The following is a 22,960-nucleotide window of genomic DNA, read 5'->3' on the forward strand; positions in this document are numbered from 1 at the left end:
GTTAACCTAAAAGTCTGCCTAATGAACTGCTTGTGCTGTTCAGTGAACTCATCATCTTATCGAGGTTTTGGAACTGACGTCGATAGATATCCATGGTGTTTTCAATTTGTTTATTGGTTTGCTCGATACGTTTATCGATGCTTTTCTTTTTCTTCTGTACGCCATCAGTGGCGGTATGCAGCGTGCCTTCTTTGCTATCTAAGGTATCCTTTAAGAAATTAAAGTTTTCGGTAGCAAATCCAGTTTTTTCACCGTCACCAGCAAAGAATACTTTTACGCTTGATGGGTTATCTTTTATGGCGCTATCGAGTTTTTTACTGTCGATCTCTAACGTACCGTCCAGTTTTTGTTTAATCCCCATTTTATTCAGCAGGTTTAATTCACCGCTATCTTGTGGGGTACGAACTTGGTTACGTAAGGTGCTTTGAATACCGCGTAAAGTTGAATCACCAATTAATGGGCCATTGGTTTTATCGGGTGCCGTGCCTTTTTCGGTTGGGGTATATTTAGTGAGCTCTTTGGCTAAGGTTTGGAACTCATTATAGGCATCCACCCAGGCTTTGATTTTCGCTTTAGCTGGCTCAATATCTTCAGAGATAATTAAATGGTCTGATTTGCCATCTTCACTCTCTTTCTTTAAAGACAGAGTTAAACCAGGAAACAGGTCTTTGGCTTCGTTAGTTTGTGACTCAAGGTCAAAACCATCGATAGTTAATTGCGCATTTTGTGGTGGAACTTTTTGTTCCATACCACTACTGGCTTCATCAACAATCGTGACTTTACCATCGACCAAGGTTGACTCGACATTCAGTACTTTCGCTAATTTATCATCGCCGTCAACACTGATGCTCATACGGCTATCAGTACCTGCTTTTTTCGCGGTAACAACGAGGTGGTATTGGTTATCTTTATCTTTAATAACGGATGCAGAAACGCCTTTATCCGATTTGTTGATGGCATCAGCAATCTCAACTAATGAGGTGCTCTCATTGTCAAGTTTGATAACAATCTTATCTTTTGCTTCTTTTTGAGAAGGCTGAGTAATGGTGATGGTACGCTCTTTGGCATCACTACCCAGTAATTCTTTATTATCACTGTGTCCTTTGGTCGCAATAGTTTGCGCTTTAGCCAGTTGGGTGACTTTAATATCATGTACACCAGCAACCGCTTTACCATCGGTTTTCACATCAAAAGATTTATATTCACCACTCACTTTGGTGGTGCTGATATCTTCGTATTTTTTGAGATCTTCCGCTGCTTTTTTCAGTTTTTCTAATGAAGATTGCATTTTACCAAATGCACTGATTTGCGCATCATAGCTGGCTTTCTGTTGTGTTAATGGGTCGAGACGGCGCCTTTCCATTGCCTCTAATTGATCCATTTGCACATTTAAGTCTAAGTTAGCCCCGATACCGAGTGTAGATATGCCTGCCATAAATCTCTCCTGAATATAAACCCTGAAAATAAATTCGTATTTAGTCCTTTATCGGCGAATTGGGGAAAAATATTAGACTATTCTGCGAAATAATAATGGAAGGAGTTAAACCGTAAAAAGCAGGTAATTAGGCTTATTGAATAAAAATGATAAGGACATTAACCATAATCGAAGGGTTTAATAAAAAATTTAGTTTGAAAAAAGCTGATTCCAGTGCGCTTTTGCCAATAGACGTGAAAAATTTTTATAAAAATGGCTAAAGGGGTTTTGGGTGCCGCCGATAATGTATTTGCTGACAAAATTTCTTAACAGAATACTCGTCATACTTCACGCTGTATCGGTGTTGGCTGCACTCAGTCACCCTAGTCACATACTTCAGTATGCTCCTAGGGATACCTTCGCTGGCCGCCTAGATACAGCACGAATTATTTAGAGTATTAACACTGTATTATATTGAATAATAAAGGACATACATTATGGCACAGGTCATTAACACTAACATTCTGTCTCTGACTACTCAGAACAACTTAAACCGTTCACAAGGCGTACTGGGTACTGCGATTGAGCGTTTATCTTCTGGTTCACGTATCAACAGCGCAAAAGATGACGCTGCGGGTCAAGCAATCGCTAACCGTTTCACTGCAAACGTTAAAGGTTTAACTCAAGCTGCACGTAACGCAAACGACGGTATTTCTATCGCACAAACCGCTGAAGGCGCAGTTAACGAAATCAACGATAACTTACAACGTATTCGTGAACTGACTGTTCAAGCACAAAACGGCACTAACTCTAAGAGCGATATCGATTCTATCAATAAAGAAGTTACTGCGCGTATGGACGAGATCAACCGTATCTCTGAACAAACTCAGTTTAACGGTGTGAAAGTTCTTAGCGAAGATACTTCAATGAAAATTCAGGTTGGTACTAACGATTCTGAAACTATCGCTATTAACTTGAAAAAAATCGATAGCAAAGTATTAGGTCTGAATAATTTTGATGCAAGTGCAAGCAAGATGGGCGCAGCTGTTTCAGCAAGTGATTTTGCAGCAGATATTAAAGGTGACGGTGCAGAAGCTGATGCATTAACAGCCGCTAAAGCTGGGTTGGATGGAATCAAATTTGGTGGTAAAGATGTTGAAGGGGCAAAAGTATACTACCAAACTGATGCTACTACAGGTGCAGTAGATAAAACCAAAGCTTACATAACTGGTACCGTTGATGGTGAAAATGTTGTTCTAAAAGCTGATGTAACAGCTACACCTGCTGATTCTGCAGCGTCCCCTGCAGCAGTTACTGCAAAACTTGAATTTAAAAATGTAGCTGAACTCTCTGATGCAGAGAAAAAAGTTCTGGATGATAAAGGTCCTCTGGGTACTTTAGACAAAGCATTAGCAACTGTTGATAGCCTGCGTTCAGACTTAGGTGCTATCCAAAACCGTATGCAGTCTACTATCAACAACCTGAACAACTCTGTTAACAACCTGAGCGCAGCACGTAGCCGTATCCAAGATGCTGACTTCGCTACAGAAGTTTCTAACATGAGCCGTGGTCAGATTCTGCAACAAGCAGGTACTGCAGTGTTAGCGCAAGCTAACCAAGTTCCACAAGGTGTTCTGAGCCTGTTACGTTAATTTAGACTTTTATAGTTTATTAAAGACCAGCTTTGCTGGTCTTTTTTTTGCCCGTCATACTTCGCGCCGCAGCGTTGTTGGCTGCACTAAATTACCCTAGTCACATACTTCAGTATGCTCCTAGGGATAATCTCCTTCGTCGCCTAGCTGCAACACGAATTATTTAGGGCGCGCTTTGGCATTGTTAAGGTCAAAAACAAGGTCAAAAGTAAGGGCAAAGGTCAAAAGAAAAAGCAAAAAATAGAATCAAAAAATATTGGGCTCCATCAAATTTATTTAGGATAAAAAGAATAACGGCTGATTTAGTGCCTTACTCTGCGGATTGAAATTACGCGTAACACAGATAATGGCTACCTTTAGTTAAAACTTGAAGGGTGATTCAGGTTGTGAGTGATTTATATACTGCCGAAGGTGTCATTAATAAAAATAGCCTATGGGAGCGTTATTACCCTCTAATACGCCATGAAGCCCTAAAACTGCAAGTCCGACTTCCTGCCAGCGTTGATATCGATGACCTAATCCAAGCGGGGGGCATCGGTCTACTCCACGCATTAGAACGTTTCGATGCCTCATTAGGTGCCTCTTTTGCCACTTACGCTGTGCAGCGGATCCGCGGATCCATGCTCGATGAACTGCGTAGCCGTGACTGGGTTCCTCGTAGCGTACGTCGCCAAGCGCGAGAAATGACCAAAGCCATTGGTGAACTTGAGCAAAGCCTTGGGCGCAGTGCGACAGAGCCAGAAATTGCCAAAGCGCTGGATATCGATCTATCGGAATATCGCCAAGTGCTGCTAGATACCAACAATAGCCAGCTGTTCTCTTACGATGAATGGCACGAAGTGCACGGGGAAAGCTGCGAACCTTCAATGGATGAAGACGATGGCGGCAACCCACTGAGTTTACTGATGGAATCCAGCCTAAAAGATCAAATCGTGGCGGCGATAGAGCAATTGCCTGAGCGCGAAAAAATGGTGCTGACGCTGTATTACCAAGAAGAACTGAATTTGAAAGAGATTGGTGCGGTGCTGGAGGTGGGGGAGTCGAGAGTGAGTCAGCTTCACAGTCAGGCCATCAAACGGTTGCGCTCTAAGCTGAGGACTTAAATGCTCGTCATACTTCACGCTGTGACTGTGTTGGCTTCATAAGCTAACCCTAGTCACATACTTGTGTATGCTCCCAGGGCTTAGCGTATTCGCCGCCTTATCACAACGCGAATTATTTAGAGCTATGTTTGGGGAAGGTCAAGGGAAAAACCAAAACCAAAACCAAAACTAAAGCTAAAACCAAATTCTTTAGAGCATTGGGGGAGTCGTAATAAAGGACAAAACCAAATCAAAAACAAGGACGAAATTAAGAAAAAATAAAAACTAGCTTTTCATTTTGTCTAGAAAGCTTTTGGCGGAGATATGCCAGGTGTTGGGGCAGGGATTGAAGCCGAGTTTGGGGTAGGTGTTTTGGGAGTCGGGGGTGGAGCGAAAAATTAAATGACACTCGGGGGGAAGCTCCTCGGCGGTGAGGCGCAGCAAATGCTTACCGACACCTTGGTGAAGATACTGAGTATCTACCGCAATTTCAGAGATATAGCAGCAAAAACTAAAATCCGTGATCGCGCGAGCGAAACCCACCACCTGCTCATCCACCCAAGCACTGATCAACAAATCCGCATTATTTAACATCGAATCCAGCAATGCGACATCGTCAGTGGGCACAAACGTATCCAGTGGGGATTGCTTCAATAAATTCAAAAAATCATCCACCGAAATCGAATGGTTCACTTTATATGTAATGTGGCTATTCACTGGCTCCATGTCATTCCCTCATAAATAAAAACGCTAATATAGTTTTAGCTCGAAATCATGAAAATTGCCTGTTTTTCTTTGTATTTTTGCGTGATGACATTGCGCTATTTGATGAAGAGTAATGAAAGCAATAGATAAAAATGCAGAAATAATCACTATGGGTATTAATGAGTATTCAAACAATTGATTTTATGATTAATTAATTCCAACTATTTAATAAATAACAATATTTAAAAATCAATAATGGATTTTATACACCAATGGGTTGTAAGTGAATATAATGCCAAATTATGCATTTACAGTAGGTATCCATATGTTCAAAAAGGTTATTGTTGTCTTTTTTCTTGTTTTCTGTGCTCCTTTTGGCTTTGCCACCGACTTGTCATTTAAAGAAAAATCACCCGTTGATCGCCTATATCATGAAAACTACCAAGGAGTGGACTCACTGCGGGAAGAGCAGAAGTTCAAATTTGACCCTAAATTAAAAATTGCTCAGCAAGATCGTAGCTACCAATCGCTACTCGAACAACGGGATGAAGATGAAAAGTCCTTGCTCAATCACATCCGCCCTTGTGATATCAACCCAACGGCAGCAGGCTGTCCGGGGCATTTATCGTGGATGAACAACCCGCGCGAGCTTCAATCCATGCTAGAGCAAAAATATCAGAATGAATAATTAGTATTCCCCGTGTTGCAAACAAAAGGCGCTTTTTGAGCGCCTTTTATATTGTTTAAATAATCAGCTCCGTATCAATTTCCTTCGGGAAAGGTCAATGTTGATCCCGGTGCTTCGCGGCTTAAATGAATAAAATTCAAATGCTTCTCATACTGGTCAAGAATATCGCTGATCACCTGCTCTTTGGTGTAGTCCATTAAATCGTTAGCTTGGGTGCCTTCCCACAAGTAAGTTTCAAGGCGGTAATAGTGGGATTTACCGGAACGAGCGCGGTAGGTAAAGCTTGGCACCGTGTAGCGGCGTGGCCAAATTTGATAGATAAAACTTTGCTCTTCTTCTAAATCGACCACTAACTCTAAATGGTTAAGTCGCTCTTCTTCGGCAAGAGGATAGATCGCAAATTCCACCTTCGCGCCACGCAATTCCAATTCTTTAGCTACATCTTGCATCGCGGGAATACAGACTAAATCTAACATCCGTTGGGTGTAGGTGGTGCCCGGGAAATTCATCACACGTCCCAAACGCTGTTTCCATTTAATCGGCTCGTTACCATACAGCGGCGCAGGGGCATTGGTATTAATGGCACTGACGCGGCGATAATCTTCAAACCGCAATGACTTATACAGCCCTGCCATAATAAAGAAGATCACAAAACTAAACGGCAACCCCATAATCACGGTGGTGTTTTGCAGGGCGGGCACTCCATCGGTCATTAACATCCCGAGAGTGAGTAAACCAATGGCTACTGACCAAAAAATTCGCAGCCAATTAGGAGAATCGTGATTAATATCGCTCAGTTTTGAGGTGAAATTCCCCAGCACTAATGAGCCAGAATCCGCGGATGTCACGTAAAACAGCAACCCTGTAATGGTGGCAACGGAGGCGGTTAATCCAAACCCCGGATATAACTCGAGTAGGGAATAAAACCCTTTTTCGGGGGCCTCTAATACCGTTTCAGCCAACGCTTTGTTGCCATGAATAATTTCATACAGAGCGCTATTACCAAAGATAGAGAGCCAAAGTAGTGTGAAGACAAAAGGGATGATTAGTGTGCCAATCACAAACTGGCGAATGGTGCGACCACGGGAAATTCGTGCCAAAAACAGCCCAACAAAAGGCGACCATGCTACCCACCATGCCCAGAAAAATAGCGTCCAGCTATTCATCCAGTTAGTCGGTCTATCAAACGCAAAACTGTTCAAGGTCATCCCCATAAAACGGTTCACATAATCCCCGACGTTGAGTACTAGCGCATTGAGCAGAAATTCCGTATCCCCCACAAAGAGGATAAACAGGATCAGTCCTAATGCCAGCAGTACGTTGAGTTCCGAGAGAATACGGATCCCTTTATTGACCCCCGATGTGGCGGAAATGACCGCCATGATTACCGAAAGGAAAATCAGCCCGCCTTGCACCGTTAGCCCTTGAGGAAGGTCAAACAGCACTTTTAGCCCGTAATTGAGCTGAACCACGCCAATACCGAGGGTGGTGGCGATACCGAAAATCGTCCCGAGCACGGCGGCAATATCGACGGTATGACCAATCGGTCCGTTAATCCGATTACCAAAAATCGGATATAGGGCAGAACGGATGGTTAATGGCAAATTATATCGATAACTAAAGTAACCGAGCGCAATGCCCATCAAGGCGTACATTGACCAGCCCGTGAGTCCATAGTGAAACAGTGTCCACACCATCGACTGACGAGCCGCTTCAAGGGTTTCGCCTTCACCTGTTGGCGGTAACATATATTGAGTGACCGGTTCAGCCACCGAGAAAAACATCAAATCAATGCCGATCCCCGCGGCAAACAGCATCGCTGACCAGCTGAGCAAACTAAATTCCGGTTTGGATTGTTCTGGTCCCAGTTTGATGTTCCCAAAGCGCGAGGTGGCGATAAAAATCACAAAAACGATATACAAGGTGGCGGCAAGTAAGTAATACCAGCCGAAGGTTTTTGACACCCAACCCAGTGTTGCAACAATCCATTGATTTGCGGTGTCAGTCATCAGGATGGTGAAAAAAGAAAACGCCAGTATTAAGGCGGCGGAGGTAAAAAAAACAACGTGATTAAGTTGGTCTTTCTGCCCATTTTTTGGACTTTTTGAATTTGTCATTGGCAGTTCCACAGTTTTATCTGGATGAAAATTTAAAATTAGATTATTTACTAACGCATTGAATTATTAGTAAATATTTAAAATTTCACGGGTATCTCCTCGAGTTATTTGTAAATGAATTGTTGTAAACAATAGTTAATATTGATTGAACATTCAATTAAAAAATCGTTTAATGAATGGGTTCAATGGTCTTATTAGGTCTTCATGCCATGCCGAAAATAGGCGTTCAATCGATACGTAAACAGCAGTTAATTCAGGCCACTTTAGCTGTCATCAACGAAGTGGGAATGCAAGAAGCCAGCTTTGTGCTGATCGCCCGTAAAGCGGGAGTCTCTACTGGGATTATTAGCCACTATTTCCGTGATAAGAGTGGTTTATTGGAGGCCACCATGCGCCATATCCAGTATCAACTCGGGTTTGGTATTGCGATGCGACTCAGATTATTGAGTGGTGAAAATCCTAAAGCGCGAATTCAGGCAATTGTGGAAGGGAACTTTGATTCCACTCAAATCAGTGAAGCCGCAATGAAAACGTGGCTAGCATTTTGGGCGAGCAGTATGCATCAGCCAAATCTGAACCGCTTACAGCGGGTGAATGACCGTCGCTTATATTCAAACCTGAGCTATGAGTTTGGACGAGCGCTAAGTAAACCTGCCGCACGCCGTGCTGCTAAAGGTCTGGCTGCCTTGATTGATGGATTATGGTTACGCAGTGCGCTGAGCAATGAGTCTTTTCCTGTGACGGAAGCGCTCAGCATCACTAACGAATATATCGATATGCAATTGGCACGTGCAGGAGACCATTCGACCTAACTATTTTTCAAAGGAGACGTTATGCAACATCCACCGATTCATAAGCTTTACATTCATGGCGGATATGTCGACAGTTCACAACCTGAATGCGGGCAGTTTGAGGCAATCAACCCAGCCAATGGCGACGTGATTGCACATTTGCAATCAGCTAGCATCGACGATATTCACTGGGCGGTGGAGAGTGCAAAACAGGGGCAAAAAATTTGGGCGGCAATGACCGCGATGGAGCGCTCACGTATTTTGCGCCGTGCCGTGGATATTTTACGTGAACGTAATGATGAACTCGCCTATTTAGAAACCCTCAATACGGGGAAGCCACTTTCTGAAACGCGCTTTGTGGATATTGTGACGGGCGCGGATGTTCTTGAATACTATGCAGGCTTGATCCCCGCTCTAGAAGGGCAGCAAATTCCGCTACGTGAAACCTCGTTTGTCTATACTCGTCGTGAACCATTGGGGGTTGTTGCGGGGATTGGCGCATGGAACTATCCCATTCAAATTGCGTTATGGAAATCCGCACCGGCACTGGCAGCGGGTAACGCCATGGTATTTAAGCCCAGCGAAGTTACCTCATTAACCGCATTAAAGCTGGCGGAAATCTACACTGAAGCGGGCTTACCTGCGGGGGTGTTTAACGTGGTAACGGGAATGGGCGGTGAAGTGGGTCAATGGCTAACAGAGCATCCTGATATTGCCAAAATCTCATTTACCGGCGGCGTCCCGACGGGGAAAAAAGTAATGTCGAATGCCTCTAGCTCAAGCCTTAAAGAGGTCACCATGGAGCTGGGCGGAAAATCACCGCTGATTATTTTCGATGATGCCGATTTAGACAAAGCCGCGGATATCGCCATGATGGCAAATTTTTACAGCTCTGGGCAAGTGTGTACCAATGGGACGCGGGTGTTTATCCCAGAAAACCTGAAAGCCACCTTTGAAGCCAAAATCGCACAGCGCGTTGCTCGCATTCGTATTGGTTCACCAACCGATGAAAATACCAATTTTGGGCCTTTAGTCAGCTTCAAGCATCTGGACAATGTGCTGCGCTATATCGAGATTGGTAAGGCGCAAGGGGCGACCGTGTTATGTGGTGGTGAGCGTCTGATGACTGAGTCGCTGGCAAACGGCGCGTATGTGGCACCGACGGTGTTTACTGATTGCACAGATGAAATGCAAATCACCCAAGAAGAGATTTTTGGTCCTGTAATGAGCATTCTAAGCTACCTCACAGAAGACGAGGTCATTGAGCGAGCAAATCACTCGATTTATGGTTTAGCCGCAGGAATTGTCACGCAAGATCTCGCCCGTGCTCATCGCGTTATTCACCAATTAGAAGCGGGAATTTGTTGGATCAACACCTGGGGAGAATCCCCTGCGCAAATGCCAGTGGGGGGTTATAAACACTCTGGTGTAGGGCGCGAAAATGGTCTGATGACGCTACAAAATTACACTCAAATCAAATCCATTCAAGTTGAACTCGGAGAGTTTTCATCCATTTTTTAATCACTTAATTTGACTGAAACAGAGGAGATAACAATGGTCTATGACTACATTATTATCGGTGCTGGTTCAGCCGGTAACGTTCTTGCTACCCGCCTGACAGAAGATACTGATGTTACTGTGCTGCTCCTTGAAGCAGGAGGACCGGATCACCGGTTCGATTTTCGCACACAAATGCCAGCGGCATTAGCATACCCACTTCAGGGGCGCCGTTATAACTGGGCGTATGAAACAGAGCCTGAGCCCCATATGAATAACCGCCGTATGGAATGTGGGCGCGGTAAAGGGCTTGGCGGCTCTTCATTGATTAACGGCATGTGCTATATCCGTGGAAATGCCATGGACTTTGATGGCTGGGCGCAAGCACCGGGGCTTGAAGATTGGGCTTATGCCAACTGTTTGCCATATTTTCGTAAAGCAGAAACCCGCGATATTGGTGGAAATGATTACCACGGCGATCAAGGCCCCGTGAGTGTGACGACGCCAAAATCCCACAATAATGTGCTATTCCACGCGATGGTTGAAGCTGGCGTTCAAGCGGGTTATCCGAAAACAGAGGATTTAAACGGTTACCAGCAAGAAGGGTTCGGTCCGATGGATCGTACGGTGACGCCAAAAGGTCGTCGTGCGAGTACCGCCAGAGGGTATCTAGACCAAGCTCGCACCCGTAAAAACTTGACGATAGTTACCCATGCCACTACGGATACCATTGAGTTTGAAGGGAAAAAAGCGGTGTCTGTGAAGTATTATTTAGGAAAGCATCAGCAAGTGCAGGTGGCGAAGGCGCGCAAAGAAGTCTTATTATGCGCTGGGGCTATCGCCTCCCCGCAAATATTGCAGCGCTCCGGTGTCGGCCCTAAAGCGGTATTAGCGCAGTTTGAGATCCCTCCCGTTCATTATCTGGAAGGTGTGGGTGAAAATTTGCAAGACCATTTGGAAATGTACTTGCAATATGAATGTAAGCAACCCGTTTCCCTGTATCCCGCATTGAAATGGTTTAATCAGCCGATGATTGGTGCGCAGTGGTTATTTAAAGGTACCGGTATTGGTGCCAGTAATCAGTTTGAAGCGGGTGGGTTTATTCGTAGCAGTGAAAAATTTGCATGGCCAAATATTCAATTTCACTTTCTGCCGGTGGCGATTAACTACAATGGTAGTAATGCGGTGAATCAACACGGTTTTCAGGCACATGTGGGTTCTATGCGTTCACCTAGCCGAGGTCGAGTGCAGATAAAATCTCGTGACCCGCATCAACACCCTAGCATCTTGTTTAATTACATGTCTTGTGAGCAGGATTGGGAAGAGTTTCGCGCAGCGATTCGTATCACGCGGGAAATTATGGCTCAACCCGCGTTAGACCCGTATCGAGGTGAGGAAATTAGCCCCGGCAAGCATATTGTCACCGATGAGCAACTTGATCAGTTTGTACGAGAACGCGCGGAAACTGCGTTTCATCCTTGTGGAACGTGCAAAATGGGCTCGGATGCTATGGCGGTCGTCGATGGTGAAGGGCGTGTCCATGGGATTGATAACCTACGAGTGATTGATGCATCCATTATGCCGCTGATTATTACAGGCAATTTAAATGCCACAACCATTATGATTGCGGAAAAAATAGCGGACAAAATTCGCGGTCGAGAGCCATTAGCACCCAGCCAGGCTCCCTATTTTAACGCTGGTAGCCAGGTGGTTAGAGCGGGCTAAAACGTGGTTTATGGGTGAGGGGGCATCCTCACCCTTTGTACATGCTTATTCGCAATGGTTGGTAAATTCTTTATACGCATTCCATGTCTGAGTTGCATACATAACTGAAGGGCCTCCCCCCATAAAAATGGCAACAGCTAAAGTTTCAGCAAGTTCTTGTTGGGTTACTCCTAAATCGACCAAAGCTTTTGTATGAAAAGCAACGCAGCCATCGCAGCGATTGGCAACCGCAATACCAATCGCAATCAGCTCTTTGGTTTTTTTATCCAGAACTCCCTCTGTCGAGGCAGCTGCAATTAAGTTAGAAAAATGCATCATGACTTCAGGAATAAATTGAGCCAGCTCCGGCATGGTTTGCAGTAGGTTTTGATTGATTTCAGTAAACTTTGACATTGTTTCTCCGCCTTACATTATGCGATTAAATAATATATATTTTAATATAATTTAAGGATAACATTGAGCAAGGAAAATATTCGAAATAAGATATAAAACAGATTTATACTTTTTATTTAATAAAGGATGGTGTATTAAATTGAAAGATTCATATTTAGATGTTTGATCTGAAATTTAACGCTATTAGTGTCAATTTGACAAAAAAATCCTCCAAACGAAGGAGGAAAATAAATATTAAGCGAGACTACTTATATAACACTAATTTTGTATTTACCAAAGCTGACCAGCTAATAAAAATGATCAAAATTTGCTATATGAAAAAGGAATATAAACTAAAAATAATATGGAAGTGTTAATATTAACGAACAGAATTAACTAGCCATTGTAAATAGTTATCCTCAACTTGGTTAGGGTCTAAACGAATTAACTCAGGAATTTCATAGGGATGAATTTCCTTGATTGCATCAAATAGCGCTTGCTGATTACCAATCGTGCTTTTTATCAGTAATAGAATTTCTTTATCTTCTGTCACATTTCCTTTCCACAAATAGACTGATTTCATTTCGGGTAATAATGAAACACAGGCAGCAAGATGGTTATTCAACAGGTGCTGTGCAATTTTTATGGCACTTTCTTGGCTATTAGTCGTACTTAAAACGATGCAAGGTTGTTGCTGGCTCTTATAATGAGTATCGTCAAATGTCATTTTAATCTCCTTTATTTAAAGGGCTTATTTAAATGAGTAGCCTGATTCATTCTAGTTCAGCTGCCCGTAAGAAAACGTAGTCACATAATGATACAAATAGAGAAGTACGTGATTAATGTGGAGATGATTATTACTGATAACGATTATCTTATTGGGTAATGAATTGGCTGCCCATGAGATAGCAATATATGTACCCTAATAGCTTAAGGCTTGAGCTAAATAATTTCATTAATCAATTAGCCTGGTTGATTTTCATTCGCTCTACTAAACGAAAGTAAATCTATTTACAAGGGGCTTTATTGCTATTCTTGATTAATTATGAGTAATTCGATTCAGCATTAAGTTTTAGATAGGTAAATATCAATAATTATTGAATTTTTGTATATTAATTGAGTTTTGGGAAATATTTTAATATTTAATCGCTTTAATCCGATGGAAGAGTTAGTGACGTTTTTATACATAACTGTTACTCGTTTTTATTTCACCGCCACATTTAACTCATTTTAAGGGTGTGTGACTGTTTGTGAATTTCAATTACATTTTGTTACATAATGGCTTGAAATTCATATGAAACTCAGTAACCAAATGATAACGATCAATATTTTCAGGTGATTATTTGCTAACATCGACTGAGAATAAAAAAATATATATTGCACTTTCTCTGTCATTCCATCTCAAAAACTGTATGGATACCCTTATGAATAAACTGACTCCGTTAAAACCGATACCTACCTTAATCGCGGTCGCGATTACGTTAATTATCTGGTTTGCTATTCCTGTTCCTGAAGGTGTTAATCCGAATGCATGGCATTTATTAGCCCTGTTTGTCGGAACTATCGCTGCGATTATCGGTAAAGCGTTACCGATTGGTGGTGTTTCTATCGTTGCGATTTCCTTGGTGGCCGCGACTGGGGTCACCAATCCTGAATCTACAAAAGGCGCGATTGCAGATGCATTAAGTGGCTTTTCTAATGACCTGATTTGGCTGATTGGTATTTCCATCATGGTCTCCATGAGCTTGAATAAAACGGGGCTGGGAGCGCGTATAGGTTATTACGTTATTTCACTGTTTGGTAAAAAAACCATTGGGATTGCTTATTCGCTGGCCATTGCAGAAACCATTCTTGCGCCTGTGACGCCAAGTAACACTGCGCGAGGCGGGGGAATTATTCACCCGATTATGCGTTCGATTTCAGACAGTTTTGGTTCTAAGGCAGAAGACGGTACTTCCGGGAAAATAGGGCGCTACCTCTCTTTAGTGAACTATAATATCAACCCAATTACCTCCGCGATGTTTATTACAGCAACGGCACCGAACCCGCTGATTGTCAGCTTAATTGTCAGCGAAGCGGGTAAAGGTAATGAGCTAACTTGGGGAATGTGGGCGATTGCGGCATTTGTACCGGCGATTGTTTCTCTGATTTTAATGCCACTGGTTATCTACTTTATGTATAAGCCAGAAATTACCTCTACACCGGATGCTCCTAATTTTGCCAAAGAACGTTTACAGCAATTAGGACCAATTTCATTGCCTGAAATGATCACATTAGGGGTTTTTATCCTGTTATTAATGATGTGGGCAGGGGTTCCTGAAATGTTGTTTGGTCCATCATTCAGCGTGAATGCAACCACGGCAGCCTTTATTGGTCTGAGCGTATTATTGGGCACTGGGGTTATTAACTGGGATGATGTCCTGAAAAATAAAGGGGCATGGGATACCGTTGTCTGGTTCGCCGCACTGGTGATGATGGCTAGCTTCTTAGGTAAATTAGGTCTTATTAAGTGGATGTCTGTCACGGTAGGAAGCTCTATCGATAGCATGGGAATTAGTTGGGTTTGGGGTACCTTAATTTTGGTACTAATCTATGTTTACTCTCACTATTTCTTCGCCAGTACAACTGCGCACATTACCGCAATGTTCGGGGCTTTCTTTGCGGCGGGTCTTGCATTAGGCGCACCGCCAATGCTGTTAGGTTTAACCTTAGCATTCTCCTCATCCTTAATGATGTCATTAACTCACTACGGCACGGGTACGGCACCAATTATCTTCGGTTCGGGCTATGCCACACTGGGCGAATGGTGGAAAGCGGGCTTTGTGATGAGCGTTGTTAACTTAATTATTTGGATCAGTTTAGGAAGTATTTGGTGGAAATTCCTTGGTTACTGGTAATGCCATTGAATATTAATTGAAAATAGGTATTCACTAAAAGCCGGAATTATCTTCCGGCTTTTTTGTCCTCTATTGACTGTGAGTGAAATTATATTTTACTGAGAGAGGAAACATAAAATTTAAACCTTAAATTAGTGAATTTATTGAAATAAATAGGGCAATTAAATATTCAATAGAAACAAGATTTTTTAATTTAAAGCAGCTATGATTAATACTAAGGCATGTTGTAGGGTTTTAATGTAATCCGATATAAACTGTAATCCGATGTAAACAAAGATAAATAGGTTAAAAATGAAAAAGACAGCATTAGTATTGGGTATGGCGGGTATGATGGCATTGTTGTCAGCGTGTTCAGACGAGAAAAAAGAGATTGCAGAGTATCGTTCTGAGTTCGTAAACAACTGTGTAAAAGCAGCGGGCGAATCTGATACAGAAACAGCACAAGCTATTAGCGCAATCTGTGGCTGTGCTTATGATAAAACTGTTGAAAAATATGGTTTAAAAGAATTTAAGCGTTTAGACAGTGAACTGCAAAAATCACCTGCTGCTGCGCCTGAATTCCAACAAACTATGATTTCATTTGTTCAAGAGTGTGCAACTAACGCGCGTTAATTGAATAACTTTAGTCATTGTTAAATAAAGCCACGGTGATGAAAAATCCCGTGGCTTTGTTGTTTTTAGGATAGGTTTTTAAATCAACGCTTATTTAAATAGCTGTTTAAATTGATGTGGAGCACAGCGTAAATATTGTGGTGCCACATTAATTTGTTCATTGAGCACACTGGCGGCACGCCATGGCCAGCGTGGTTCATATAAAATGCCACGACCAATCGCAATAAAGTCAGCTTGCCCAGTCGCAATAATCGCTTCCGCTTGGTGAGGCTCGGTGATCAGCCCCACAGCAATAACTGGCATATCGGTATGTTCATGAATAGCTTGCGCCAGTGGTACTTGGTAATTTGGGCTGACCGGGATCTGTTGCTTGTCTGATAATCCACCGGAAGAAACGTGGATATAATCGCACCCTAATTCTTCTAGCACTTCAGTGAGTTCGATGGATTGAGCCAGATCCCAGCCCCCTGCAACCCAATCTGTTGCAGAAATACGGATACCGACAGCAATATTTGGATTGACCGCCGCACGTACTTCACGGAACACATCCACTAAAAATCGAGTACGGTTAACAAAACTGCCACCATATTCATCTTGTCGTTGGTTGGAGATAGGAGATAGGAATTCATGCAGTAAATAGCCATGAGCCGCATGGATCTCAATTAAATCAAAACCTGCTTGTTCAGCACGTTTTGCTGAATCAACAAACTGTTGCGTTATTTCGTGGATCTCATTGATGGTGAGAGCCTTTGGTGAATAGCTGTCGCCAAAAGGCAGAGCGGATGGTGCGACGGTTTGCCAACCATGTAGATCGTCTGGCGCTAAGTTTTGCCCGCCTTCCCACGGTAGTGCGCAGGATGCTTTTCTGCCTGCATGGGCAATTTGAATACCTAATTTTGCATTGGCAAAACTCTTGATATTCGTTAATAGGGTTTTGAACGCCTGCATCTGAGCGTCATTCCATAATCCTAAATCTTGGTAAGTAATTCGTCCATCGGGGTTTACAGCACTAGCTTCGACAATCACAAGGGAAGCGCCGGATAAGGCAAGGTTCATATAATGAGCCTGATGCCAAGGGCTGATGAGACCTTCATGTGCGGAGTATTGGCACATAGGTGGCACAATAATACGGTTAGTTAGCTGAACTTGACCTAAGTTAGCAGGTGAAAATAGGTAACTCATTCCTTTTTCCTTATAACGAAACTTAAGATAATTCTGACAGTATACAAAAAAAGTAAGAGCATTCTTGTGATAAAACGGCAAATTTAGGGATTCAAAAAAATTTTTCGTTATAAGTAAGCTGAAAAAGCAATAACGTGAAGATAATTTTGAGGAAAAGAATAAAAAGTATAAATCTCTGCTTGCTATTTTTTATTATAAATAAAAGAACCAGGGATAGAATGTAGATATATTGCAATGTGTCATTTCAAATCATGATAAATACTCGCTTAGTTCCCCATTTCTTTGTTAACCCTATGATAAATCAAGCATGATAAACTTAATTTGGTTTTATGGTTTTTATGGTGCTAATAGATTTTCACACTGGGTTTTTATTTTATTCAATGATTTTCTTTACCTTTAAATGAATATTGTTGCCGCAAAAAAACAATTTTCATCTTGCAACCTAAATAAGGGATTTATATAAGCAACGATAGCCCTACGTAATATTAGTTTTATGTAAAAAGAGTAATGGAGATGAAAATAAAATTACAACTGTAAAAGTGTAGCAGTTTTATTTTCAACAACGTGTATTAGCCTGTGAAAATATAATTCTAAAAAGGAAGGTCAATGTGTTAACAATTATTGGTATTTTAATCATCGTGACAATCGTCACTTTACTGATGATGGGTAAAGCTAGCCCAATTATTGCAATGTCTTGTATTCCTTTTATTGGTGCACTGTTAGCGGGATATTCTATTGGTGAAATCTCGGTCTTTTTCGAAAGCGGCATTAATAAAGTGGCAAAAGTGGCAGCGATGTTTTTGTTTGCCATTTTGTTCTTCAGCATGATGAAGGACTTACATATTTTTGACCCACTGATCCGCATGATGGTCAAAATGACCCGTGGTAATGTGATTATCGTCTGTATCATGACCACGCTAATCGCGGGGGTAGTGCACTTAGATGGCTCTGGCGCCGCAACATTTTTAATTATTATTCCTGCATTATTACCGCTATACCGACAATTAGGTATGAGTCCATACCTAATGTTGCTGCTGATGTGCGCAAGTATGGGGATCATGAATATGGTGCCGTGGGGTGGACCATTAGGTCGTGCGTCAGCGGTAACAGGTATCGATGCCTCTACACTATGGCAAGGTTTAATTCCCGTGCAATTGATTGGTATGGGTGGCGCGGTGGTATTTGCCATTATTATGGGAATGCGTGAAAAGCGTCGCATTGCTGCGGCCGCGTTAAATGGCACTACGCCGTATCAAATGGATTCACTGTTAGGCGAAAGTGAGCAAATCGCAGATGTGGTTGATATTGCCCATAAACCTAAAAAGCCATTAATTAATGGTGGATTAATTGTAGGGGCGATTATCTGTTTAGCATTCGGGCTACTTTCAGCTCCATACGTATTTATGATTGCGCTTTCTTTGGCGTTATTAATTAACTACCCAAATCCCAAAGAGCAGATGAAGGTGCTCTCCCTGCACGCCCCACAGGCGTTAGGTATGGTGGCCATTATTCTTGCAGCGGGCGCGTTTCTCGGCATCTTATCCGATGGTGGAATGTTGAAATCCATCGCAATGGATCTGACATCAATTCTGCCAACGGAATGGGTATCAAAAATTCATATTTTTGTGGGTATCCTCGGCGTACCAATGGATATTTTCACTAGTACTGACGCTTACTATTTTGCATTGCTGCCAATTATTCAGCAAATTGCTGCGACGGCAGGGGTTGATCCTTCAGCGGTGGTGTACGCTATGGCGATAGGGAATAACGCGGGTACGTTTGTGAGCCCGTTCTCACCGGCAGCATGGCTGGCGATGGGGCTGGCGGGAATTGATATGGGGCGTCATTTGCGGTATTCGTTCGGGTGGATTTGGGTGTTCAGTTTCTTTACGCTAGCCGTCGGGGGGGTTTTAGGTCTCTATTGATCTGCTCGTCGTCTTTTGCGCTGTAGCGGTGTTGGCTTCGCTTACTAACCCTAGTCACATACTTATGTATGCTCCTAGGGATTAGCTGCACTTGCCGCCTTGCTACAGCACAAAATCCATAGAGCCAATGTTTGGGGAAGCTAAGGAAAATGCTAAAAGCTAGAATCTGAAATTTGAAGTCTGAAGTCTGAAAAGATAAAAAACAGTGAGATAAAATAGTTGCTAAGTGGAACATCGATTATCAGACAGTGACTATATTGATGATGATGGAATTATGTGAAGATGCCTTCATTATCTGAAACCTATAAGGCTCGACATGCGCAAACCACTTTCTTCCTATCATCCTATCTTGTATTGGCTGCGCGTGAATCAAAAGCGGCTACTTAGGCGCTGGCACTGGGCATTTTCAGGGCGCAAATATACCCGCAATTTAGCGGAGCAACCGCTGGAATACCGTTACCATAAACACACATCGCGCCTTATCCGCAAATTGGGGCAATCAGACCTTCGACTACAACATAACAAAGTGATAAACCTCGGAATTGCGATTGAAACAATGAACGGCGTTACCATCTCGCCGGGGGAATACTTCTCATTTTGTCGCCTTGTGGGAAAACCCACGGCTAAACGCGGATTTGTGGAAGGAATGGAACTTTCTTACGGAGAAGCCCGCAGCGGGATTGGCGGAGGAATTTGCCAACTCAGCAATTTAATCCACTGGATGGCGATGCATTCACCATTGCAAGTGGTGGAACGCGCCAATCACAGTTTTGACCCATTTCCCGATGAAGGGCGAGTTTTGCCATTTGGATCAGGTGCCGCTATCTTCTATAACTATATCGACCTTGTGTTGTATAACCCCACTCAAGCGATATTTCAGTTAGTGTTTAAAATTGGTGAGCACCAAATTGAAGGGGAGCTACTGTGTTCAGAACCCCGCGAAAATAAATACCATATTTACCAACAAAATCATAAGTTTGTTCGGGAACACGGCGTGATTTATCGCCATAATGAAATTTGGCAGCAAATCACCACCAAAGGGCAGGAGCCGCTCACACTCAGCGACCGCTGTTTGTACCGCAATAAAGTGGTGGTGAAATACCCACTGGATGAATCTCAATTGAGTGATGCGGGTTAATACGAGCATAATTAGGAATATGTTACTGGCTTTTACCTAATTAATTCGTTTAGAATCCCCCAACTAAATTATTTCTTGCTGTTTTTCTGATAAAACATCCAAAATGAGGCCGTCTCGCGGACTAGATATGTAATACCAACACTTGATTTCTCAATTATCGCAGAGGCAAATCTTGCAAAAGATTTGTTATTTTTTGTTATTTCTGTAGAGAAAGCATAATGAATATGCAATCAAGGAAGTATGGTAGAACGTATCACTATCCGTTCTCACCGGGCACCACCAGCGACGATCGTATTAATAGCGATTGGTGGGCGCACATCCAAAATATTGAACAACTGGTTCATACTGAAAAACTCGATGGTGAAAATAATTGCCTGAATCGTCACGGCGTATTTGCCCGTTCTCACGGCGCTCCGACCCAGTCGGCATGGTCGCAGCAAATCCGTCAGCGTTGGCAATTAATTAAAGACGATCTGGGTGATATCGAATTGTTTGGTGAAAATCTGTATGCCGTGCACTCCATCGAATATCAACATATCGAAGATTATTTTTACGTGTTTGCGGTGCGCCAAGGGGATTATTGGCTAAGTTGGGATGAAGTGAAGTTTTACGCATCACTGTTTGATTTCCCAACCGTACCTGAGCTTCATTTGGCTATCGATAAAACCCTCACTGCTCAGCAGTACAGCAGCGGATTAATCGCCGCGGCAGGGGAAGATAGCCAATTTATTGCACGAGATACCCATACCGGAAAACCGTGCAGTATGGAAGGTATAGTGACACGCAATCGCCAAGGTTTTGCCGTGGGTGATTTTATCCAGCACGTTTTTAAGTATGTGCGCAAAAACCATGTAAAAACCGATATCCACTGGAAACGAAATTGGCAGCGCGCAAGATTAGCGTTTGAAATGCAAGGAGATGACCAATGAGTTGGCAACTAACAAAACAACGAGAATGGTCACAACTTGCTGAACAGTTTGAATTTGTGCGTGATATGCATGGCGTCCCTCAAGATGCGATACACCATGCGGAAGGGGATGTGGCTATCCATACTCAAATGGTATTAGCTGCGCTGGAAGGCTTACCGGAATATCAGCAATTACCTGAAGCGCAACAGCAGATTGTCTGGACAGCTGCGCTCTTGCACGATGTGGAAAAGCGCAGCACCACTCGAGAAGAAGAGGGGCGAATTCGCTCACCAGGACACGCAAAAAAAGGCGAGTTATCCGCTCGCCATATCCTGTTTCGTGAAGTGGAAACGCCATTTGCTGTCCGCGAGCAGATTGCCACATTAGTACGCTTTCACGGTTTGCCATTATGGTTGATGGATAAGCCTGACCCAGAGCGAGCGTTATACGCCGCCTCATTACGGGTCGAAATGTCTTTGCTGTGTATGTTAGCGAAAGCGGATGCGATTGGTCGTGAATGTGAAGACAAAGCGGACTTATTAGCTCGCATCGAGCTATTTGAACTGTTTTGCCGTGAGCATGATTGCTGGGATCAGCCGAAAGCTTTCGCGTCATTGGCGGGGCGTTTTCACTATTTCCACACTCAGCGTGGGACGCCGGATTATCAACCATTTGATGAAGACGGTAGCGAAGTGATTATGCTGTGTGGCTTGCCGGGAATGGGGAAAGACCATTTTATTCAACAACATTACCCACAAACGCCGATGGTATGCTTGGATGAAATTCGCCGAATTCATAAAATCAGCCCAGCGGATAAAAATGCCCAAGGTTGGGTCGCGCAGCAAGCGAAAGAACAGGCGAAAGTTTATTTGCGTAGTAAACAAGATTTTATCTGGAATGCGACATCGCTAAGTGCCTCACTGCGCGAAAGCATGATTAGCCTATTTGCTCGCTACCAAGCCAAAGTGCATCTGATTTATCTGGAAGTGCCGTATAAGCAGTGGCAGCAGCAAAATCGTCAGCGCAAATATGCGGTTCCGGAAAATGTGATGGAAAGAATGGCGGGGAAACTGGAAATACCGACCCCTGATGAAGCTCATCAAGTTTCCTATTTTATCAATGGTGAATTTTTGAGTGAGCCGGTGAAGTAAGTTTTATCATCCTGCCTCTGTCAAAGAGGCAGGACAATCAGTTCGCCATCATGGCACAAAAACCTTTCCTTCAAATAATTTTCTAGCAGTACGAATAATAGAAGCTTGAATGCCTTCCGGTTTATCCGTCGGGTTACTTAGTGCTACCTCAAATTTGCCACTGAGATGTTCAATGGCAATCTTCTGCATATCCACATCACCTTGCAGATAACGCTCGATAACGGTACCTGAAATCACGCAGCCGGTGGCAATAGCAATTGCGCCCGTTACCGCTAATGCGCCATGGCATTTATGGGGCATAAAGTAGCGCACATTAATGGTGCCGCCGTGAATCGCAGGGGAGACCAAAATCGGTTTGGGGATCACTTTTTTGCTCACATCCCCTAACCCCATCATGGCGCCAGCTTGCAGACGAAGATGCTCCAGTTTTTGCATAAACTCGTTATCGCCTTCAAGTTGATCCGCCGTTTCATATCCCGTTTTATTAAGTTGTGGGGCATCGATAAGTACCACGGGCGTTGCCATATCGAGGCAAGAAACTTCAACACCATCAATGATATCGACCACATTTCCGGTAGGGAACAGTTTCCCTGTTTTGGTGCCACTGGCATTAAGAAAGGTTAAACCAACAGGGGCAGCCTGACCGGGAACACCGGCAATAGTTGCCTTACCGTTATATTCCACTTGCCCATTGGGGGTTTGAATGGTGGCGTTGATAAAGGTATTGGTGTTGACGTTACGCACCCTGACGGTGGTCACATCTCCAGTGATAGGTACTAACCCTTTTTCTAACGAGAATGACCCGACCGCACACAGAATATTGCCACAGTTAGGGGCGGTATCGACAATACGCTCAGTAATGGCGACTTGCGCAAAAAGGTAGTCAACATCTGCATCTGGGTGCGTTGATGGGCTAATGATGGCGACTTTACTGGTTTGCGGGCTACCGCCACCAATACCATCGATTTGTAAAGGATGACCGGATCCCATAATGGCTAAAATGAGTTCATCACGTTGTTGAATGTCGGTCGGGAGAGAGTCAGCGAGGAGAAAGACACCTTTTGATGTGCCTCCGCGCATTAATGTACAAGGAATTTGTTTCAT

The 22,960-nt window shown here is 43.3% G+C and carries 19 protein-coding genes; 12 read left to right on the forward strand and 7 right to left on the reverse strand.

What is annotated here, in order from left to right; all coding sequences use genetic code 11:
* Nucleotide 1: 1 nt before the first annotated feature.
* Nucleotides 2–1,435 (reverse strand): flagellar filament capping protein FliD, encoded by a 1,434-nt coding sequence (fliD, locus tag M5X66_RS06390; protein WP_270103946.1) that lies wholly within the window; start codon nucleotides 1,433–1,435, stop codon nucleotides 2–4.
* 476 nt (nucleotides 1,436–1,911) lie between these two features.
* Here fliD and M5X66_RS06395 point away from each other — a divergent pair, with 476 nt between their 5' ends.
* Both M5X66_RS06395 and M5X66_RS06400 read left to right on the forward strand, forming a co-directional pair.
* Nucleotides 1,912–3,066 (forward strand): FliC/FljB family flagellin, encoded by a 1,155-nt coding sequence (locus M5X66_RS06395; protein ID WP_270103947.1) that lies wholly within the window; start codon nucleotides 1,912–1,914, stop codon nucleotides 3,064–3,066.
* A gap of 386 nt (nucleotides 3,067–3,452) precedes the next feature.
* Nucleotides 3,453–4,169: an RNA polymerase sigma factor FliA gene (locus M5X66_RS06400; RefSeq protein ID WP_132494683.1), complete on the forward strand. Its 717-nt coding sequence runs from the start codon at nucleotides 3,453–3,455 to the stop codon at nucleotides 4,167–4,169.
* 264 nt (nucleotides 4,170–4,433) lie between these two features.
* On the opposite strand, the gene M5X66_RS06405 is transcribed toward M5X66_RS06400, so the two are convergent.
* Nucleotides 4,434–4,874 (reverse strand): GNAT family N-acetyltransferase, encoded by a 441-nt coding sequence (locus M5X66_RS06405; protein WP_036951356.1) that lies wholly within the window; start codon nucleotides 4,872–4,874, stop codon nucleotides 4,434–4,436.
* A gap of 304 nt (nucleotides 4,875–5,178) precedes the next feature.
* On the opposite strand from M5X66_RS06405, the gene M5X66_RS18675 reads away from it, so the two are divergent.
* A complete protein-coding gene (locus tag M5X66_RS18675) occupies nucleotides 5,179–5,541 on the forward strand; it encodes a hypothetical protein (protein WP_230083176.1) in 363 nt (120 codons plus the stop codon).
* A 74-nt stretch (nucleotides 5,542–5,615) separates the two neighbouring features.
* On the opposite strand, the gene M5X66_RS06415 is transcribed toward M5X66_RS18675, so the two are convergent.
* Nucleotides 5,616–7,658, reverse strand: coding sequence for a choline transporter (locus M5X66_RS06415; RefSeq protein WP_270103948.1), 2,043 nt, complete (start codon nucleotides 7,656–7,658; stop codon nucleotides 5,616–5,618).
* A 209-nt stretch (nucleotides 7,659–7,867) separates the two neighbouring features.
* On the opposite strand from M5X66_RS06415, the gene betI reads away from it, so the two are divergent.
* Genes betI through betA form a run of 3 tightly spaced genes read left to right on the forward strand, consistent with a single transcriptional unit; the run spans nucleotide 7,868 to nucleotide 11,671 of the window.
* Nucleotides 7,868–8,470, forward strand: a complete 603-nt coding sequence (gene betI, locus M5X66_RS06420; protein WP_036951954.1) for a transcriptional regulator BetI — start codon at nucleotides 7,868–7,870, stop codon at nucleotides 8,468–8,470.
* Nucleotides 8,471–8,491: 21 nt separating this feature from the next.
* Nucleotides 8,492–9,970: a betaine-aldehyde dehydrogenase gene (betB, locus tag M5X66_RS06425; RefSeq protein WP_270103949.1), complete on the forward strand. Its 1,479-nt coding sequence runs from the start codon at nucleotides 8,492–8,494 to the stop codon at nucleotides 9,968–9,970.
* Between the two features lie 33 nt (nucleotides 9,971–10,003).
* Nucleotides 10,004–11,671 (forward strand): choline dehydrogenase, encoded by a 1,668-nt coding sequence (betA, locus tag M5X66_RS06430; RefSeq protein ID WP_154600286.1) that lies wholly within the window; start codon nucleotides 10,004–10,006, stop codon nucleotides 11,669–11,671.
* Nucleotides 11,672–11,716: 45 nt separating this feature from the next.
* Here the strand turns inward: betA and M5X66_RS06435 are convergent, their stop codons facing one another.
* On the reverse strand, nucleotides 11,717–12,064 hold the full coding sequence (locus M5X66_RS06435; RefSeq protein WP_036951341.1) for a carboxymuconolactone decarboxylase family protein: 348 nt from the start codon (nucleotides 12,062–12,064) through the stop codon (nucleotides 11,717–11,719).
* 358 nt (nucleotides 12,065–12,422) lie between these two features.
* On the reverse strand, nucleotides 12,423–12,770 hold the full coding sequence (gene cutA / locus M5X66_RS06440; RefSeq protein WP_036951336.1) for a divalent-cation tolerance protein CutA: 348 nt from the start codon (nucleotides 12,768–12,770) through the stop codon (nucleotides 12,423–12,425).
* Between the two features lie 697 nt (nucleotides 12,771–13,467).
* Between cutA and M5X66_RS06445 the strand changes: the two genes are divergently transcribed.
* Nucleotides 13,468–14,940: an anion permease gene (locus M5X66_RS06445; protein WP_036951333.1), complete on the forward strand. Its 1,473-nt coding sequence runs from the start codon at nucleotides 13,468–13,470 to the stop codon at nucleotides 14,938–14,940.
* A 291-nt stretch (nucleotides 14,941–15,231) separates the two neighbouring features.
* Nucleotides 15,232–15,552 (forward strand): lipoprotein, encoded by a 321-nt coding sequence (locus M5X66_RS06450; protein ID WP_036951331.1) that lies wholly within the window; start codon nucleotides 15,232–15,234, stop codon nucleotides 15,550–15,552.
* A gap of 90 nt (nucleotides 15,553–15,642) precedes the next feature.
* Here the strand turns inward: M5X66_RS06450 and M5X66_RS06455 are convergent, their stop codons facing one another.
* Nucleotides 15,643–16,734, reverse strand: a complete 1,092-nt coding sequence (locus M5X66_RS06455) for an NADH:flavin oxidoreductase/NADH oxidase (RefSeq protein ID WP_154634733.1) — start codon at nucleotides 16,732–16,734, stop codon at nucleotides 15,643–15,645.
* A gap of 608 nt (nucleotides 16,735–17,342) precedes the next feature.
* On the opposite strand from M5X66_RS06455, the gene M5X66_RS06460 reads away from it, so the two are divergent.
* The 4 genes from M5X66_RS06460 (at nucleotide 17,343) to M5X66_RS06475 (ending at nucleotide 21,856) form a co-directional block, all read left to right on the forward strand.
* Complete coding sequence (locus M5X66_RS06460) at nucleotides 17,343–18,659, forward strand: CitMHS family transporter (RefSeq protein WP_230085122.1); 1,317 nt, start codon at nucleotides 17,343–17,345, stop codon at nucleotides 18,657–18,659.
* A 316-nt stretch (nucleotides 18,660–18,975) separates the two neighbouring features.
* Complete coding sequence (locus M5X66_RS06465; RefSeq protein ID WP_270103950.1) at nucleotides 18,976–19,797, forward strand: VanW family protein; 822 nt, start codon at nucleotides 18,976–18,978, stop codon at nucleotides 19,795–19,797.
* A 218-nt stretch (nucleotides 19,798–20,015) separates the two neighbouring features.
* Nucleotides 20,016–20,726 (forward strand): RNA ligase family protein, encoded by a 711-nt coding sequence (locus M5X66_RS06470; RefSeq protein ID WP_154610143.1) that lies wholly within the window; start codon nucleotides 20,016–20,018, stop codon nucleotides 20,724–20,726.
* The gene (locus tag M5X66_RS06475; RefSeq protein ID WP_036951316.1) at nucleotides 20,723–21,856 is read left to right on the forward strand and encodes an AAA family ATPase; all 1,134 of its coding nucleotides are present in this window, start codon (nucleotides 20,723–20,725) and stop codon (nucleotides 21,854–21,856) included. Before M5X66_RS06470 ends, M5X66_RS06475 begins: the two co-directional genes overlap by 4 nt.
* Before the next feature lie 48 nt (nucleotides 21,857–21,904).
* Here the strand turns inward: M5X66_RS06475 and M5X66_RS06480 are convergent, their stop codons facing one another.
* Nucleotides 21,905–22,960: a 4-oxalomesaconate tautomerase gene (locus tag M5X66_RS06480; RefSeq protein WP_154600283.1), complete on the reverse strand. Its 1,056-nt coding sequence runs from the start codon at nucleotides 22,958–22,960 to the stop codon at nucleotides 21,905–21,907.

This window comes from Providencia sp. PROV188 (genome assembly GCF_027595165.1).
Classification (GTDB): domain Bacteria; phylum Pseudomonadota; class Gammaproteobacteria; order Enterobacterales; family Enterobacteriaceae; genus Providencia; species Providencia lanzhouensis.

Bases quoted from the DNA above. Each gene is read 5' to 3' on its own strand.
- fliD (WP_270103946.1), bottom strand. From the start codon at position 1,435: ATGGCAGGCATATCTACACTCGGTATCGGGGCTAACTTAGACTTAAAT.
- M5X66_RS06395 (WP_270103947.1), top strand. From the start codon at position 1,912: ATGGCACAGGTCATTAACACTAACATTCTGTCTCTGACTACTCAGAAC.
- M5X66_RS06405 (WP_036951356.1), bottom strand. From the start codon at position 4,874: ATGGAGCCAGTGAATAGCCACATTACATATAAAGTGAACCATTCGATT.
- M5X66_RS18675 (WP_230083176.1), top strand. From the start codon at position 5,179: ATGTTCAAAAAGGTTATTGTTGTCTTTTTTCTTGTTTTCTGTGCTCCT.
- M5X66_RS06415 (WP_270103948.1), bottom strand. From the start codon at position 7,658: ATGACAAATTCAAAAAGTCCAAAAAATGGGCAGAAAGACCAACTTAAT.
- betI (WP_036951954.1), top strand. From the start codon at position 7,868: ATGCCGAAAATAGGCGTTCAATCGATACGTAAACAGCAGTTAATTCAG.
- betB (WP_270103949.1), top strand. From the start codon at position 8,492: ATGCAACATCCACCGATTCATAAGCTTTACATTCATGGCGGATATGTC.
- betA (WP_154600286.1), top strand. From the start codon at position 10,004: ATGGTCTATGACTACATTATTATCGGTGCTGGTTCAGCCGGTAACGTT.
- M5X66_RS06435 (WP_036951341.1), bottom strand. From the start codon at position 12,064: ATGTCAAAGTTTACTGAAATCAATCAAAACCTACTGCAAACCATGCCG.
- cutA (WP_036951336.1), bottom strand. From the start codon at position 12,770: ATGACATTTGACGATACTCATTATAAGAGCCAGCAACAACCTTGCATC.
- M5X66_RS06445 (WP_036951333.1), top strand. From the start codon at position 13,468: ATGAATAAACTGACTCCGTTAAAACCGATACCTACCTTAATCGCGGTC.
- M5X66_RS06450 (WP_036951331.1), top strand. From the start codon at position 15,232: ATGAAAAAGACAGCATTAGTATTGGGTATGGCGGGTATGATGGCATTG.
- M5X66_RS06455 (WP_154634733.1), bottom strand. From the start codon at position 16,734: ATGAGTTACCTATTTTCACCTGCTAACTTAGGTCAAGTTCAGCTAACT.
- M5X66_RS06465 (WP_270103950.1), top strand. From the start codon at position 18,976: ATGCGCAAACCACTTTCTTCCTATCATCCTATCTTGTATTGGCTGCGC.
- M5X66_RS06470 (WP_154610143.1), top strand. From the start codon at position 20,016: ATGAATATGCAATCAAGGAAGTATGGTAGAACGTATCACTATCCGTTC.
- M5X66_RS06475 (WP_036951316.1), top strand. From the start codon at position 20,723: ATGAGTTGGCAACTAACAAAACAACGAGAATGGTCACAACTTGCTGAA.
- M5X66_RS06480 (WP_154600283.1), bottom strand. From the start codon at position 22,960: ATGAAACAAATTCCTTGTACATTAATGCGCGGAGGCACATCAAAAGGT.